At 61.1% G+C, this 15,586-nt stretch carries 11 protein-coding genes and 2 rRNA genes; 2 read left to right on the top strand and 11 right to left on the bottom strand.

Annotation, left to right across the window (positions count from 1 at the left end):
• Window positions 1-165 precede the first annotated feature (165 nt).
• Entirely contained in the window at window positions 166-1,167 is a 1,002-nt protein-coding gene (locus tag AD665_RS00095; RefSeq protein WP_053190474.1) for a zinc-dependent alcohol dehydrogenase family protein, read from the bottom strand.
• 107 nt (window positions 1,168-1,274) lie between these two features.
• On the opposite strand from AD665_RS00095, the gene AD665_RS00090 reads away from it, so the two are divergent.
• Window positions 1,275-2,153 (top strand): LysR family transcriptional regulator, encoded by an 879-nt coding sequence (locus tag AD665_RS00090; RefSeq protein WP_024780369.1) that lies wholly within the window; start codon window positions 1,275-1,277, stop codon window positions 2,151-2,153.
• Between the two features lie 38 nt (window positions 2,154-2,191).
• Here AD665_RS00090 and AD665_RS00085 read toward each other — a convergent pair whose 3' ends face one another.
• Entirely contained in the window at window positions 2,192-3,505 is a 1,314-nt protein-coding gene (locus tag AD665_RS00085) for an MFS transporter (RefSeq protein ID WP_024780370.1), read from the bottom strand.
• Between the two features lie 175 nt (window positions 3,506-3,680).
• Window positions 3,681-4,241, bottom strand: a complete 561-nt coding sequence (locus tag AD665_RS00080) for a YbhB/YbcL family Raf kinase inhibitor-like protein (RefSeq protein WP_053190472.1) — start codon at window positions 4,239-4,241, stop codon at window positions 3,681-3,683.
• Window positions 4,242-4,379: 138 nt separating this feature from the next.
• On the opposite strand from AD665_RS00080, the gene AD665_RS00075 reads away from it, so the two are divergent.
• On the top strand, window positions 4,380-5,915 hold the full coding sequence (locus tag AD665_RS00075) for an FAD-dependent oxidoreductase (RefSeq protein WP_024780372.1): 1,536 nt from the start codon (window positions 4,380-4,382) through the stop codon (window positions 5,913-5,915).
• 105 nt (window positions 5,916-6,020) lie between these two features.
• Here the strand turns inward: AD665_RS00075 and pgaD are convergent, their stop codons facing one another.
• The 8 genes from pgaD to rrf (AD665_RS00035) all read right to left on the bottom strand — a co-directional run bounded on the left by pgaD (window position 6,021) and on the right by rrf (AD665_RS00035) (window position 15,462).
• Entirely contained in the window at window positions 6,021-6,548 is a 528-nt protein-coding gene (pgaD, locus tag AD665_RS00070) for a poly-beta-1,6-N-acetyl-D-glucosamine biosynthesis protein PgaD (protein WP_053190471.1), read from the bottom strand.
• Complete coding sequence (pgaC, locus tag AD665_RS00065) at window positions 6,545-7,900, bottom strand: poly-beta-1,6-N-acetyl-D-glucosamine synthase (RefSeq protein ID WP_024780374.1); 1,356 nt, start codon at window positions 7,898-7,900, stop codon at window positions 6,545-6,547. Before pgaC ends, pgaD begins: the two co-directional genes overlap by 4 nt.
• Window position 7,901: 1 nt before the next feature.
• Complete coding sequence (pgaB, locus tag AD665_RS00060; RefSeq protein ID WP_024780375.1) at window positions 7,902-9,899, bottom strand: poly-beta-1,6-N-acetyl-D-glucosamine N-deacetylase PgaB; 1,998 nt, start codon at window positions 9,897-9,899, stop codon at window positions 7,902-7,904.
• Between the two features lie 12 nt (window positions 9,900-9,911).
• Complete coding sequence (gene pgaA, locus AD665_RS00055) at window positions 9,912-12,392, bottom strand: poly-beta-1,6 N-acetyl-D-glucosamine export porin PgaA (RefSeq protein ID WP_053190469.1); 2,481 nt, start codon at window positions 12,390-12,392, stop codon at window positions 9,912-9,914.
• Between the two features lie 236 nt (window positions 12,393-12,628).
• Window positions 12,629-14,134, bottom strand: coding sequence for a YdgA family protein (locus AD665_RS00050; RefSeq protein ID WP_053190467.1), 1,506 nt, complete (start codon window positions 14,132-14,134; stop codon window positions 12,629-12,631).
• A 159-nt stretch (window positions 14,135-14,293) separates the two neighbouring features.
• Window positions 14,294-14,929, bottom strand: coding sequence for a hypothetical protein (locus AD665_RS00045; RefSeq protein ID WP_024780378.1), 636 nt, complete (start codon window positions 14,927-14,929; stop codon window positions 14,294-14,296).
• A 194-nt stretch (window positions 14,930-15,123) separates the two neighbouring features.
• Window positions 15,124-15,239 (bottom strand): 5S ribosomal RNA (gene rrf / locus AD665_RS00040).
• A 107-nt stretch (window positions 15,240-15,346) separates the two neighbouring features.
• A 5S ribosomal RNA gene (rrf, locus tag AD665_RS00035) occupies window positions 15,347-15,462 on the bottom strand.
• Window positions 15,463-15,586 lie beyond the last annotated feature (124 nt).

The following is a 15,586-nucleotide window of genomic DNA, read 5'->3' as shown; positions in this document are numbered from 1 at the left end:
GTGGATGATCCGTTCACAAGCTCAGACGAGGAGGATCTGCGGTTCGGGTTAACGACAGCAAAAATTTTTTGGAGGCGCTGAAACAGCAGCGCCTGGTCACCGTGGATGTCCAGGCGCAAAAGGCGGCCAGCGAGACGACACATGACTCGCAACGGGGAAATCCAATCATTCGATCCCGATTTCCACCACCGTTTTCCCTTGCCCGCGCCCATCTGCCACTTGGCCAAACGCGTCATTGACCTCGCCCAGGCCAAACCGCCGTGGATCGACCTTGATCCGCAGTTTCCCGGCCTCAACCAGCCCTGCCGCCTCCCGCAGGATCTGGCCATGGCGCTCTCGCCCCTTGCCGGTCAGCAAGGGCATCAAGGTAAATACGCCGGAATAACTCGCGCCACGAAACGACAATGGCGCCAGACTGTGCTGTCCCCAGCCCAAGCAACTGAGGACATGTCCGGTGTAGGTCTTCACGGCGTTGAACGACGCGTCCAGGGTCGGGCCGCCGACCGTGTCATAAACGATGTCGAAGCCCTCGCCATCGGTGTGCAGGCGTACGTAGCTGTCGGTGTCTTCGGATCGGTAGTCAATGGCCGTCGCGCCCAGTTCGCGAATGAAATCCAAGCTGCCGATCGAGCCGGTGGCATAGACCTCGGCGCCTCGAGCCCTGGCGATCTGCACGGCCATTTGACCGACACCGCCCGCACCACCATGGATCAGCACTTGCTGGCCGGCCCGGACATTGGCACGATCCACCAGCCCTTCCCAGGCCGTGATGAAGACCAGCGGCAACGCCGCCGCTTCCCGCATGCTCAGTGAAGCGGGCTTGGGGGCGATCAGACGAGCATCGACGGCAATGTACTCGGCAAGTGCACCCTGGGCGCCGCCGATACCGCCCGCCATGCCGAATACCTCCTCGCCGGGGGCAAAATCATTCACACCCTCACCCAACGCAACGACGGTCCCCGCCAGGTCAATCCCCAGTACGGCGGGCAGGGGCTGACGAGCATGGGCACCGCCACCTGCCGCAATCTTGGTATCCAGCGGGTTGACTCCTACAGCGTGGACCTTGATCAAAACTTGTCCCTCACCGGGAACCGGCCGGGGAATGGGGCGGACAACCAGTGGAGCCTGAGCAGCTTCAGCGATAGCAGCGGACATGGTGATGGTCATGACAGTAAACCTCCAATGAGTGGGCAGGTTCATATTGCGAGCAACGACGTATTCCGATAAGTAAGCAACAATGGATAGGATTTATTCCCCACACAGGCCAAATCCCTATGGATCTGTTCGATGCAATGCAGGTGTTCGTACGGGTGGTGGAACGCGGTTCGTTCTCGGCCGTCGCCAGGGAACTGAACCTGGGCCAACCGGCGGTGAGCAAGCAGATCCGCGGGTTGGAGAAACATCTGGGCGGAGCGCTGTTTGCCCGCAGCACCCGCCATCTGGCGTTGACCGACCAAGGCCAGCGCTTCTATGCCCAGAGCAAGGAAATTCTCGCCAGCCTGGACACTGCCCGACTCAGTTTCGCCAGCGGCCAGGAACAGGTCGCCGGTCCTCTGCGCGTAGCGGCTCCGGTAAGTTTCGGGCGGTTGTGTATTGCGCCTCTGGTAGGTGACTTCCTGGCACGTCATCCACAGGTTCGGATAGACCTGAGACTAAGCGATCAACATGAGGATGTGCTGAAGGAAAATATCGACGTGGCCATTCGTATCGGCGGGGTCCAGAACGAAGGACTGGTAGCTTTGAAGCTCGGCGAGAGCACGCGCCAGGTATATGCCTCCCCCACGTACTTGCAACGACACGGCACACCACTCGAACCGTCTGACCTGTCCCGTCACAACTGCCTGGGGTTTACCCTGCTGGAGCACTATGACGTTTGGCAGTTCGACTGCCATGGCGACAAACATCACGTGACGATCAAGGGCAACGTCACCAGCAACAGCAGCGAAGCGATCCGGGAAATGGTGCTTTGCGGGTTAGGTATTTCGCTTTCGCCACAGTGGCTGTTCGCCGCCGATGTTCGCCAGGGAACCGTGACCAGCGTGCTCGCTCCATACCAGCCGACAGCATTACCCCTTCACGCGGTATTCAGCCAGGACCGACGCCGCTCGGCACGCACCCGGGCTTTTGTGGACTTCTTGCGCGAACGCCTTTGAAGACCGGCCACCGGCCCCGCAGAGGCGCCTGAGCGGAACTAGGCGTCACACGCCAACGAAGGCTGCGCCGACTTCACGGGGCGTCGCGAAAAAAACATCGCCGCCGCGACCCCCACCGCCCCCATCACCACGCTATACCCCACGCACACCCAAGGACTCCACGGCACCAGCGCGATCAGCACCAGCGGCGTGACACTGGCCCACAACGCGTAGGCAATGTTGTAGGTGAACGAGATGCCGGAGACGCGAATCTTTGGCGGGAACAGGTTGACCATCACCGAAGGCACCGCGCCGACCACCCCGCAACCCAGCCCGGCCACGGCGTAGGCCAGGCCCAGCCAGGCACCGCCATTGATCAGGCTGGCGTAGAGCACGGAGATGCCCAGGGGCAGCAACACGCTGTAGAGCATCACGGTACGCCAGGCACCGATGCGGTCGACGATGAGGCCGGCCAGGACACAGCCGATGTTCAGGAAGACGATGCCCAGGCTGCTCAAGGCGAAGGTCTGGCCGGGCGTCATGCCGAAGCTTTTCTGCATCACGGTCGGGGTAATGACCACGAACACCACCACGGCGGAGGTCAGCACGCAGGTCAGAATGGCGGCGGGCAGCAAGGCATGGCGATGGTCCCGCAGCACCGTGCGCAGCGGCAGTTCCGCAGCGTCTTCGCGGTTGGCTTGCAAGGCCATGAAGATCGGTGTTTCGCTCAGCCAGCGACGCAGCCAGACGCCGATGACACCGAAGACGCCACCCAGCAGGAAGGGCATGCGCCAGGCGTAATCGAGAATTTCCGTTGGGGTGTAGATACGGGCCAGCGCCGTGGCGGTCAGCGCGCCGAGCAAGTAGCCGAAGGTCAGGCCGGCCTGAAGGAAGCCCAGGGCATAGCCGCGATGGTGGAGCGGGGCATGCTCGGCCACGAATACCCAGGCACTCGGCACCTCACCACCCACCGCCGCGCCCTGCAGGATACGCAGCGCCAACAGCAACAACGGTGCGAAATAGCCGATTTGCGCATAGGTCGGCATCACGCCGATGAGCAGGCAGGGCAAGGCCATCATCAGGATGCTCAGGCTGAATACCCGTTTGCGCCCCAGCCGATCAGCGAAGTGCGCCATGAGGATGCCGCCCAGCGGCCGTGCCAGGTAACCAGTGGCGAAAATCCCGAAGCTTTGCAGCAAGCGCAGCCAGTCGGGCATTTCCGGTGGGAAGAACAACTGGCTGAGGGTCAGGGCGAAGAAGACGAAGATGATGAAATCGTAGATCTCCAGCGCCCCGCCCAAGGCGGCAAGCCCCAGGGTCTTGTAGTCGGACCGGCTGAACCGGTCGCCTGGCGGATGGGTGATGGCTGTCATGGGCAAATTTGAATATCAGGTTATTGAGTGGCGGGGGCCGCACCTTGCAGGAGCTGCCGAGTGCAACGAGGCTGCGATCTTTCCACTACCGACTGAGTCGAGAGCGAAAGGTCGAAATCGAAAGATCGCAGGCTTCGCCAGCTCCTACAAAGTCCAGCAGGGTTCATATGCTGAGTCAGCGATGGTAACGCCGCACGACGCTGCTGTTGCGCAACACGTGGCCGTTGATCTTTTCCATCAGTTGGGCACGGGTCAGCCCTGCGGGCAACGCATTCGGCGGCAGGTCCAGGGCGAAGAGCTGGATCAGATAGTGATGAGCGCTATCGCCGATGGGTGGGCAGGGACCGATATAACCGTGGGTGTTCTTGCTGTTGATACCGCTCACGCCTTCCAGCGTGGTCTTGCTGCCCGCCCCCACTGGTATCTGCCGCGTGGTGGCCTTGATACCGTAATGGACCCAGTGGTCGACGCCCTGGCCCCTTTGGCCATCCGGGTCCAGCATGACGATGGCGTAGCTGAGGGTACCCGGCGGGCCGGCGTTCCAGCTCAAGGCCGGGGAAATGTTCTTGCCACCGCATTTGTTGGCATCACTGGCAGCCGCAGCGGTGAAAAGGCGGTTATCCGACACGCCGGGGATGTTGAGGGTGAAACGCTCCTCGGCCTGAACAGCCCCTTGGGCGCACAGCACCAGGGTGAAGGCTGCCAGCCAGGGGGTGAGGGAGGTCAATCGGGTCATACCGGGCACCTTATGCGGGTCAAGCCATGGACGGCCTGCGCACTATAGCCCCAGCTCCGCCCGGGTTGCAGTGACAATTATGCTGAACCTCGCTCCAGTCAGCCGACTCTAAGGAGAAACGCCTGCCGGAGACTGACCATGCCCCTGCATAAAGTCGCCCGCTTCACGGATGTACGCGAAGACCGCGGCCTCGAAGTCAAGATCAACGAAACGACCCTCCTGCTGCTTCGCGCGGGCGACCAGATACGCGCCTTCCAGGGTAAATGCCCGCACGCCGGCGCGCCGTTGGCCAAGGGTGCGGTGTGTCACGGAAGGCTGATCTGTCCCTGGCACAAGGCTGCATTTCGGGCCGAAGACGGCGCCCTGTGCGAACCTCCGGCCCTCGATAGCCTGGAGCGCTATCACGTCGAGGTGCGCGACGGCGACATCTGGGTCGATGACCAACCGTTGCCCGCCGAGAAGATCCCGCCGGCCGACGACCCACGCACCTTTGTCATCATCGGTGCCGGGGCAGCCGGCACCGCATGCGCTGCGGCATTGCGCGATAAAGGCTTCGGCGGCCGGATTCAGCTGATCGATCGCGAAACCGACGCAGGATATGACCGCACGGTGCTGAGCAAATACGTCCTGGCCGGCGACATGACAGTCGATGAGACACCCGCGTTGCGGGATGAAACTTACTTCACCCAGCAACGTATCGATCGGATTCACGGCGAAGTTGTGGGCCTGGATAGCACCTCGCGGCAGATTCGCCTGGCCGACGGGCGGACACTGGACTACGACGCAGCGCTGATCGCCACTGGCGCAACGCCCAGGACTCCGGACCTGCCGGGCATCGATCTGCCGCAGGTCTTCGTGCTGCGCTCGATGGAACACACAAGGCACATCCTCGACTGCGCCCGGCCCGGGCAACGAGCGGTGATTATCGGTGACAGTTTCATTGCCATGGAAGTGGCCTCGTCGCTGCGCAAACGGGAGCTGAGCGTCACTGTCCTGGCCCGTCACCCCGTGCCGTTCGCGGCTCAGTTGGGCGACAGTGTCGGCCAGGCCATCCTGGCCCGGCATCGAGCCAACGGCGTGGTTTATCACACCGATGGCGAAGCGGCGCGCATCGAAGGTGCCGGTAAGGTGGAGGCCGTGGTGCTGGATAATGGCCAGCGCTTTGCGGCGGACCTTGTGATTGTCGGGATCGGCGTTCGTCCAGCCACCGAACCATTCGCCGATTTGCCGCGGGAAGAGGACCAGTCAATAACCGTCGACGCCGGCATGCGCGTGGCCGACGGGGTATGGGCCGTCGGTGATATCGCGACATTTCCCCTCAGCGGCCAGCCCCGGCGAATCGAACACTGGCGCCTGGCCCAACAACAGGCCCGAATCGCAGCAGCGAATATGCTCGGCGGTGAGGAACATTACTTGGATGTGCCGTTTTTCTGGACCTATCACTTCGGCAAACGCTACGACTACCTCGGCCATGCCGAGCAATGGGACGAGGTGCAATTCAAGGGCACTCCCGAGCATCCGCCCTTCATTGGCCTGTTGGGCAAGGATGGCCTGGTTGCCGCGGCTGTGGCCTGCGATGAAGGCCGGGCCATGGCGGCGCTGGCCCAACGCATGAAGCAACCGCTGCCGGTGGATGAGGCGTGGCGGTTGATCCGGGATTTTTCAAGCGCCTGACCTATCGCCTTCGCGCGCAGGCTCGCACACGCTGCGTTGCCTACAAACTTGGGCTCACACCAATCCCTGTGGGAGCGAGCCTGCTCGCGAAGGCGTCGGCGGCCTCTACATCGAATGATCGGCCGGCAGCTGGATAACCCGCGCCGGCTCCAACGGCGCCAGGGGCGGCGGTTGCAGTTCCTTGCTCAGCACATGAAAGTGCGGCACGACATGGCTGATGTCACCCTCCTGGACATGGCTGATGTCACCCTCCTGGTTGTTGTGGATGATCTTTGAGCCCGGCCGGCGCAGGGTGTCCAGGCGCTCGTCAGTCAGTTTGAAACTATCGCTCAAACCCTGATCGTCGACGACCGGCGCTGGCAATCGACGCTGGGAGAAGCTTCGACTCTTGCGCTGCTGATAACGCGCCCAGGCAATCAGGATGACCGCGTTGACCAATGCCACCCAACCGTAGATCTGCAACGTCCCGAGCGTATCCAGCCATGTGCCGCCGAAGCGCGGCCCGGCGTGACTGCCAAACAGCGGCCAGAGCCCATTGATCAACAGGTACAGCAGCCCAACCCAAGCCAGCACCGTGAAGAACACATCGATGAACACCAGAAAAGGCCTTTGCCGGGTCCTGATAATTTTCATCGGATCACTTCCTCTTCTTCATCACCAAACGGTTTGATACCCCGATCCGGGCTGACCCAGCGCGCACGCTGCTGATGCTGCCCGAACAAGACCTTCGGAAAACTCACCAGGGTGGTGAACAGGCTGATCAGCCAGAACACCAACGGGTACCAGACCACCCAGAACATGATGTGCCACAGGCCTTTTTCGTAACGGCGATCAATCAGGATGCTCACCGCGAACTGGAACAGGCACACCACCGCCAGCAACAGTCCGGTAAAAGCCGGCGGCATGAGATGCTCGACCGCAATGGCCGCCGGCATCTCGACGAATTTCCCCGCGCCCCAGAACACCACCGACAGCAGGAACGTGAACGCCCAGCCTGTGGACAGGCAATATTCGAACAGCAGCGGCCACAGGTAGCGATGGCGGTACTGCCAGATGCCACGGATATTCTTGAACAGCACCTCGGCACCGCCCTGGGCCCAGCGCAGCCGCTGACGCCACAGGCCGCGCAGGGTTTCGGGCATGAGGATCCAGCACAGCGCACGGGGCTCGTAGAAGATGCTCCAGTGGTCCAGTTGCAGCTTCCAGCTGATATCGATGTCTTCGGTGATCATGTCCGGGCTCCAATAGCCGACCCGGTGCAGGGCCGTGCGACGGAAGGCGACGATCACCCCGGAGACGGTAAAGATCCGCCCGAAGACCCGCTGGGTGCGCTTGATCAGGCCAATGATGGAAGAGAACTCGCCGACCTGGACCCGACCCACCAATGTCGAGCGGGTGCGGATACGCGGGTTGCCGGTCACCGCACCAAGACGGGCATTCTCCAGCATCGGCGCGACCAGATAGGCACAGGTATTGGGCGCCAGCAGTGCATCGCCATCGATGCACACCAGATATTCGCTACGGGCCGCGATGGCGCCCATGCGCAGGGCCACGGCCTTGCCCTGGTTCTCCGCCAGGTGTAGCACCCGCAGGCGCGGATCTTCCAGCGCCAACAGATCGAGGACCTGCCCGGTGTTGTCCTTGGAGCCATCGTTGATGGCGATGACTTCGATGTTGGGGTAGTGCTGTCCCAGCGCCGCGTGAATGGTATCGGCGACGTTATCGCCTTCGTTGAAACAGGGCACCAGGATGCTGATCAGCGGCTCGCCGGCCAGGGGCGGCGGCAACGTGTCGTCCTTCCACGGCCAGTGGCGCTCCCAGTGCAGCCAGAAATACAGGCCACCGGCAATCCACAGGCCGGACATGAACAGCGGGTAGAAGAACACGAAGTCCATCAGGAATTGCCCGGTGACCAGGAAGATCAGGCCCAGGGGCACTCCAAGGACGATCGCCAGCACCAGCAGGGCGAGCAGTCTGTCGAGCATGTCAAGGATTCCACTTGTTGGAGAGCGCCGGCCGCACGGTTTTCACCGCCGGCTGGTCTTCGATGAAATTGTCCGGGTAGTAGCCGAAACTGGTCACACCCTGGCGCTTGAGGCGTCCCATCCAGTCGGCCAATTGCTCACCCTCGATATCACTGGCCGGCTTGCTGTCCCAGTCACGGGCCTGCAATTCGAACACCGTGCGCTTGAGAGCACCGGGGCGGGCCTTGACGGTCTGGACCAGGCGCTCCAGCCACGGGCCGGATTGCGCAGGGGTCTGTTTCTCCATCAACGGCATGGCCATCGGTGCCGTCCAGTCATAAGCTCCGAGGAAGTCATCGAGGTTCTGGGCGAACCAGGCTTCGCTTTCGGGATTGAGCATCGGTTCGGCAAAGATATTGCGCGCCGTCAGCACCTGCGGGCCACGAATCGCCCGGACCTTGGCGGTGAGCTCACGGGTGAAGTCGATCAGGTAGCGGCTCTTGAAGCGGGTCCAGCGTTGCATCGCTGCCGGGTCCTCGCGCAAGGCGGCGATGGACGTCGGCAGGCCGTTGGCCGCATAGACTTTCAGGGCGGCGGGGCCGGCATCCTCGAAGTCGGAGAACACGGCGTCGTCGTGGTACAGAACCCCGTCCAACGAGCTCATCCGCGCCAGGTCTTCGTAGATTTCACCGATGACTTTGCGCACGTTCGGATCGAACGGCGACAAGCGCACGTACTGGTCCGGGGCGACGCCGGTCTTGCCGGTTTCCGGATCCCAGCGCTGCACTCGCGGCAGCTTCGCATCCAGGGCAAAGCTGAGCACCGGCATCCAGGCATAGACCTTGGCATTGGTCCGCGTACGCAATTGCCACGCAACCCGATCGAACAGGTCGGCCCGTACCGGCAGGTGACGGTTGGGGAAGTACAGCGAACGCACCAAGCCATCGCCTTTTGGATCGGCGAACGCCTGCAGGAATACCGTGTTGGCGCCCAAGTCATAGATGCGCTGGATCAACTTGCCGACGTTGGCTTCCTGCTGCACAGGGTCCGGATCGTAGACATAATCCAGGTCGACATGGACCACGCGCATCGGGTCGCTCGCCTGTACGGAAACGATGCTTTCGGCGAAATGTGCGCCGTCCGGATCGGAGGCAACCAAAAACCGCGGCCCGCTCATCAGGTTATCGAGGCTGTCGAGACCGTCCTCCAGGGTCAGGGCCATCTGATAACCCTCGCTGCCGATCACCTGCAGCGCGGTGCCATCGGCTTCCCCGTATGGCCAGACCCAAATTCGCGGACGGTAGCCGGTGACCTTGCGGATTTTCTCGGAGATCGACGCCACGTCCTTGCGCAAGCGCGCCTGGAAATCGGCCTCGGTTTCATAGCGGCCGGTGGCGGGATCGTAGCGCCGGGTGGTGGCCGCGGGTTGCTGGTTGCCCTGCGGGTTGGCGAGTATGCCTTTGTGATTGGCGTCGGTGTGGGCAGCGATCTCCACCAGACCCGACTTCGACACCTCGCGAATCTGCTCCCAGGTCAGGAAATCGGAGCGCTTGCGCGCTACCCCGGCAAAATCCACCGGTTGGTTCAGCGGCGTATCGATCCAACTGCCCACTGGCGCCAGGATCGCCGGCCAGTTATAGGCACGCAGGATCGGCATTACACGGGTGTAGAAACTCGCATAACCGTCGTCGAAGCTCAGCAACACCGCACGCGACGGCAGCTCGGGGCCGCCATTACGGGCGTTGATGATCTGGTCCACGGTGACCGGTTGGTAGTTGTTTTCCCGCAGCCACGCCAGTTGCTCGATCAGTCGCTCGGTGCGCACGCCTACCAGTGCCTGGTCCGGATCAAGGTCCTCGACGTCGTGATAGGCGATGCCGAGCACATGGTTCTTCGGCCACGGCTCGTCATTGGCCGCCAGGGGCCGTTGCGAGGGCGGCGTGAACGCCGGGGCCTGCTGGGCACACGCGCTGATCAGCAAGACCCCCAGCAGAAGGATGAATCGCGAAATGACAGGCATCTTCAAACTCTTCTAGAAGCGGTAGGTGAGGTCGACAAGCAGGCGCAGATCGCTTTCACGATCGCCGTCGTAAGGGCGGTTGAGCCAGCTCAGCGTGGCGCCGGCCTCGAGCACGTCGTTCCAGAGGAAACGCTGGCCGTAACCGAGCAGCCCCATGGCGCCGGTGCCGTGGTCGCGCTGGCTGTAGCTGCCGGCACCGACCTGGAATTGCTGGCTCCATGCGGTTTCGTACCGGCGATACAACACATGGTTGGCCGTGACGGTCGGCATGACGCCGAGGTCCGACTTGGGGTTGAAATAGGGCACTTCGTTGGAGCCACTGTTGCGGCTGGCCGCTACCTCCAGACCCATTTCCACCTGCAGGCGCGGGGTGCTGTAGAGACCTTCGCGGCCGGTCAGCAGGGTTTCGAGACGGTTGTTGCCATCACTGAAATGGGACGGACTGACCGTCAATCGCCACTCGCGACTTTCATGGGCTCGCCAGCGGATGAAACCGCTGCCGCCATTGGCGCGAATGCCGCTGTTGAGGGCACGCAGCGGCGTGTTGGCCGAGAGGTAATCCAGGCTGCCGCCGTACTGCCAGTGATCATCGATATCCAGGGCCAACGCCACGCGCGCGCCCTGTTTGTCACCGGAACCGTAAGCATGGTTGGAGACTTCCGCTTCCAGGGTCATGTCACGGCTGCGACGCTCCACACCCAGGCGCTGCCAGCGATGATGGCCGGTGCCTTCCTCGAAGTCGCCCGTGGCGTAACCGACGCCGCCGAACAGCCGCCAGTCCTCGTCGACGGGTGGGCTATAGAGCAACGTTTCGATACCGAAGTCCCGACTGCCGGTCACCGCACCGGCATCGCCGTTGCTGCCGCCATAACTTTTGCCGGTATAGGCCTCGATGCGCAGTTCAGCCATGTCGTGCACATCGCGCAGGCGCTGCAAGCGTTTGACGTGGGCGTTTTCCGGGTAACGAGCAACGACATCGTCGGTCAGGACATCCAACTGCCGCCATTCCTGCAAATCCAGGGCGGCGCGGGCCTGGGCGATTTCCAGGTCCCGGTTGCGCGGGGTGGTCGCCTCGACTTCCTTGAGCAGGTTTTCCGAACGGCGCGGCCAATCCCGGGCCTGATACAGATCTGCCTGGGCCAGCCGCAGGCCGATATTGCCGGGCCCTTGATTGACCAGCGTTTCCAGGCGCGCCTCCGCGGTAGGCAGATCGGCACCATAGGTCCCGGACTGGGCGGCGAGCAGTTGAGCATCCATCCATTCGTCGTTGGGGTTGCCGATTGGCAAGCCCTTGAGCTCGACCCGTGGATGCTGGGACTTCGCCAGGTCCTCGGCCAAGGCACGGGCCTCTTCGGATCTTTCGCTTTCCAGCAACGCATAATAGAGCGCGGTACTGTCCTCGAAGCGATCCGCGACATCGGCGTCCGGTGCGCTCAGTACCCGTCGGTACAAGTCGACGGCGATCTCCGGCTCACGCTGCTCCAGGTAGGAGGACGCCACCCAACGCAAGGCATAGGTGGGAATACTCACGCCTTCGGCGATCAACTTCTGGTACTCGGCAATCACTTCCGTCCGACGCGCCCGGGCGTTGAGCGCGCCCATGCGGTCGATTCGCCAGCGGAGTACGTCATCATAAGCCTCGGCTACTGGGGTCCAGGTGGCGAGCAATTTATCGTAATCGGCCAGGGCACGATCAGCGATGACAAAGCGTTCCTTTTCGCTGCGACTGGCCATGTCCGCCAGGCGAACCCGCTCGGCCGCCACGTCGCCCTCCAATCGCCGTTGCACACCACGGTCAATCAGACCCGGCTGAAGACGAGCCAGGCGCAATGCTGGCTCTGGCAGGCGGGCGCGCTGCAGGGCATTGATGTATTCCGCGGCGATTTCGGGCCTGCTGCCAGCGCGGGAGAACGCCTGGTCATATTCGAACAGCGCTTCGTGAGGGCTCCCGGCACGGGTCAAGGCATAGCCCAAAGCCATCCGACGCGTCGGGTCTTCAGGCTTCGCAGCGACCATGGCCCTTGCACGATTGACGGCTTCATCAGGCTTGCCGGCATCGGCCTGGGTCAAGGCCAGGCCGAGTTGCAGGTCGGGATTCTCGGGATCGATCAGCAGCGCCTGCCGGTACAGCTCGGCAGCAGAATCCCAACGCTTGAGGTTGCGGTAGGCGCGAGCCGTAGCGCTCAGCGCTTGCACCGGCAGATCGCGATAGCGACCCTGGGTTTCATAGACCTTCACCACTTCGGTATCAAGGCCGGCCCAACTGGCAACCTGCAGATAGTCACTGGTCTGGGTGACACTGGCCTGTCCAGCCGGTAGCTGACGCAACAGGGTCAACGCAGGCGTGTAATGGCCCGCACGGGCGTCGAACACCATCTGATCATAGGCGGTATCGGCAAATGCGAAGGCCGGCCAGCACAACTGGCTGCACAACATGACGCCAAACAACGGGCGCAAACCGCATTGAATAAGAGGACCCACAGTACGCGGCATTCGTCAGCATCCTTACATGGCCAGCCGGGTCGCAGTGCCCCCTTGCCCATCAAACAGGAAGCCGGATCAAAGGAATCCAGCCAAGCTCTAATGGGCCTAGTCTTGCATTGCGCGGCGGGGCATCTTCGAGAACGCCACAATTCTTCAGAATCGGTACAGATTCAGCCCTGCTCCAAGGGCAAAAAAAACCGGCCCGTGCGTAATGCACGGACCGGTTCTGGATGTTGCCAAAGCGGTTACTGAACGGCGACGCCACCACCCACCTTGTTCATCACAAACGTCATGAATTCTTCGACGGTCATTTTCTTACCGTTGAAATCAACCTGATTGTTGGCGTAGCGCAGCTTGGTGACTACATCGTTGCCTTCCAGGGTCGCCAGCTGCGTACCCACTGCCATGGCGCTGAACATGTCGCTGGTGGCAAGGGCCTGATCCGCGATCAGTTTGGCGTCAGTCTGACCTTCCATCTGGGCTTGCACAGTCGCCAGGTCCACCAGCATCGGCTTGGAGACTTTCACGTTGAAGTCCAGCAAGGCGAGCAACTGACGGCCCAGCTCATCAGGCGGCAGGTCCATCGATTGCGGCTTGGCCAGATTGACGACCAGGCTCGCACGGCTTTCACCGCTGGCGGTACTGAACGACAGATTCTCCAACGCGATCTGCGGGCCAGCAGCCAGGAGTTTCTCCAGGTCGGCCTTGACCTGAGCCTCTTCGGCCTCGGTCAGGTTCAGCTCTGGAGCAGGTTCGCCAGCTTCGGCGGCTTCGGCAGCGGCTTTTTCATAGGGCTGCAGCTTGGCCTGATAAACCTGCATCAGCGACATGGTGGCGGGGATGTCGAGGTTCTTAGCGCTGATTGCCATCTGCGCGGCGCCAATGGTCTTATCGTTGAACGACAACTCACCGATCTTGTAATCGGCACGCCCCGAAGCGCTGGTGCCGCTTTCGGTGCTGCTGTTCTTCATCTCGATATTCTTCAGACCCACCACCGACTTCTGCTCACCGAAGCTGGCCTTGAGGTTGTTCAGAATCAGGGCGTTATCGCCCATGTAATAGCCGTAGGTGCTCTTGTTGAGGTTGCTGGCAAGGGTCAGGCCATTCAGCTCAACCAGCACCGGGCTCTGATCTTCCGCGACGCTGGTCAGCTTGAGGCTGTCCATGTAGCCGTCCGCCTTGATCTTCTGTGCCTGGGCATTGGCGGCCAGGTCGAGTTTCAGACCGGAGAAGACGACCTGGGACTGCTCATCCAGCTTGGCGTCCAGCGGCAGCAATTCCAGCGTGCCGTTGACCGATTGGTCGTAACCCAGGTTGAACACACCTTTGACCGGCGATTTGTCCTTGGCGGCAGCGAACCATTTTTCGGTCAGTGGGGTCCGTTCGATTTCGGCATGACTGGTGGCCATGACCGGCAGCCACTTGAGGGTCATCAGACGCGAAAAAGGCAGCGGACCGTGTTCGATATTGTCCACGACCAGCAGCTCCACCGTTTCGCCACCGAACATATCGCCTTCACCCTTGAGGCGATAATGAGCGGTGCTGCTGAAGATCCCACGATCCAGCGAAACCAGTTCGATAGAGGACGAGCTGTTGGAGCCGGCCAAGGCAGTCACCATCTGCTTGTTACTTTCGGCAATGGCAGTTTGCAGCACGCCCTCGAGTTTGGTCCCGGTGTACCAGGCGCCGCCCGCACTGACAGCTCCAACTGCTACAACGATTCCCAAGAGTACGCTTGCTGATTTATTCATGAGTGACCCGATCGATATCCATGGTTGAAAAAGCCGTCGTCTTCCCTGACACCGCGAAGGGTGTGGCTTGACGCCGTAAAAAGGTGGGGGGAGATTACCATCAGGCACCCTTGGAGGCCCAATGTTTAAAGGGGGGAAAGAAAATTCTTGAGAGACGGTCTACGAATATTGGACTTCAATTTCGTCCAGTTGATGGTCGAAAGTCCTGAGCCGCGCCGTCCAGGTGTATACCAACACCTCGAAATCGCGGTTGATGACCGCTGCGCCCGATGATTCAGCACGGGGGTCGCAGAAGTCCAGTTGATAACGTTCACGGGCCATGGCATTGGCAACATCGCACAGCTCACGGGCATTGTTGAGCCAATGCCAGCCGTCCTGGGCAACCTGTTTGTCCAAAGCGGCGCATTGGATCTTCAGGGCCTCGAGGCTTTTTTCCAGCGGAGTGCCTGTGAGTTCGCCCATGACCTCCTGGAAGGTGCGCCCAGGTTGCCAGTAGCTGCCCCAGAAATAACGGTCAAACACCGTCTCGACCCGTCTCAACGCGACCTTGGTATCCCAGATCAGCACCAGGGTTTTACCTTGCCCTAAATGTTTCTTCTTGATGCGTTGCCCTTGCAGCGATGCCCAGGCCACGATGGCGATGGATATCACGCCGATCAGCGCAGACGCACTGTCCAGAAATATCAGCGCTTTTTCAATCTGGTGAGTCAGCATGACGCCATAGAAATAAGTGGCCGAGAGCAGCACCAAGGCCGCGATGGCACACCAGAAACCGGGAGCATAAGGGTTTTTCATTATTGGAATCCCCATGACCAGTGACGCATTGACGTCGCGGGCTCCGTTTTTTCGTCAGTCCCCGACACTCACAGCATAGCAACGGCCCCGGGGTTTGCTGGGGTGACGACAGCAAAACAGGGTGCGATCCGATTACCGGCCCAAAACGACAAAACCCCTGTCTGCGTCAGCAGACAGGGGTTTTGGGAATTCGATCTTGACGATGACCTACTCTCACATGGGGAAACCCCACACTACCATCGGCGATGCATCGTTTCACTTCTGAGTTCGGGATGGGATCAGGTGGTTCCAACGCTCTATGGTCGTCAAGAAATTCGGCAGCCAGCCCGTTCAACAGCAACGTGCCGGCGAAAATCGAGAACTTCTACTAAAACAAAACCCCTACCTGCGTCAGCAGATAGGGGTTTCGGAATTTAATCTTGACGATGACCTACTCTCACATGGGGAAACCCCACACTACCATCGGCGATGCATCGTTTCACTTCTGAGTTCGGGATGGGATCAGGTGGTTCCAACGCTCTATGGTCGTCAAGAAATTCGGTAGCCAGCGCGTTGCATGGGCAACGTTCCAGCGAATGGGTATGCGATAGTTTGTGTGTTGCTGCTGAGTCAGTTCGAACTTTCGGTTCGTTTCGTCTTCACACACCGCAATCTGGT

The organism is Pseudomonas corrugata (genome assembly GCF_001269905.1).
Lineage (GTDB): Bacteria > Pseudomonadota > Gammaproteobacteria > Pseudomonadales > Pseudomonadaceae > Aquipseudomonas > Aquipseudomonas corrugata.
The sequence above is the reverse complement of the archived record's forward strand: the minus strand, read 5'-3'. Positions and strand labels throughout refer to the sequence as shown.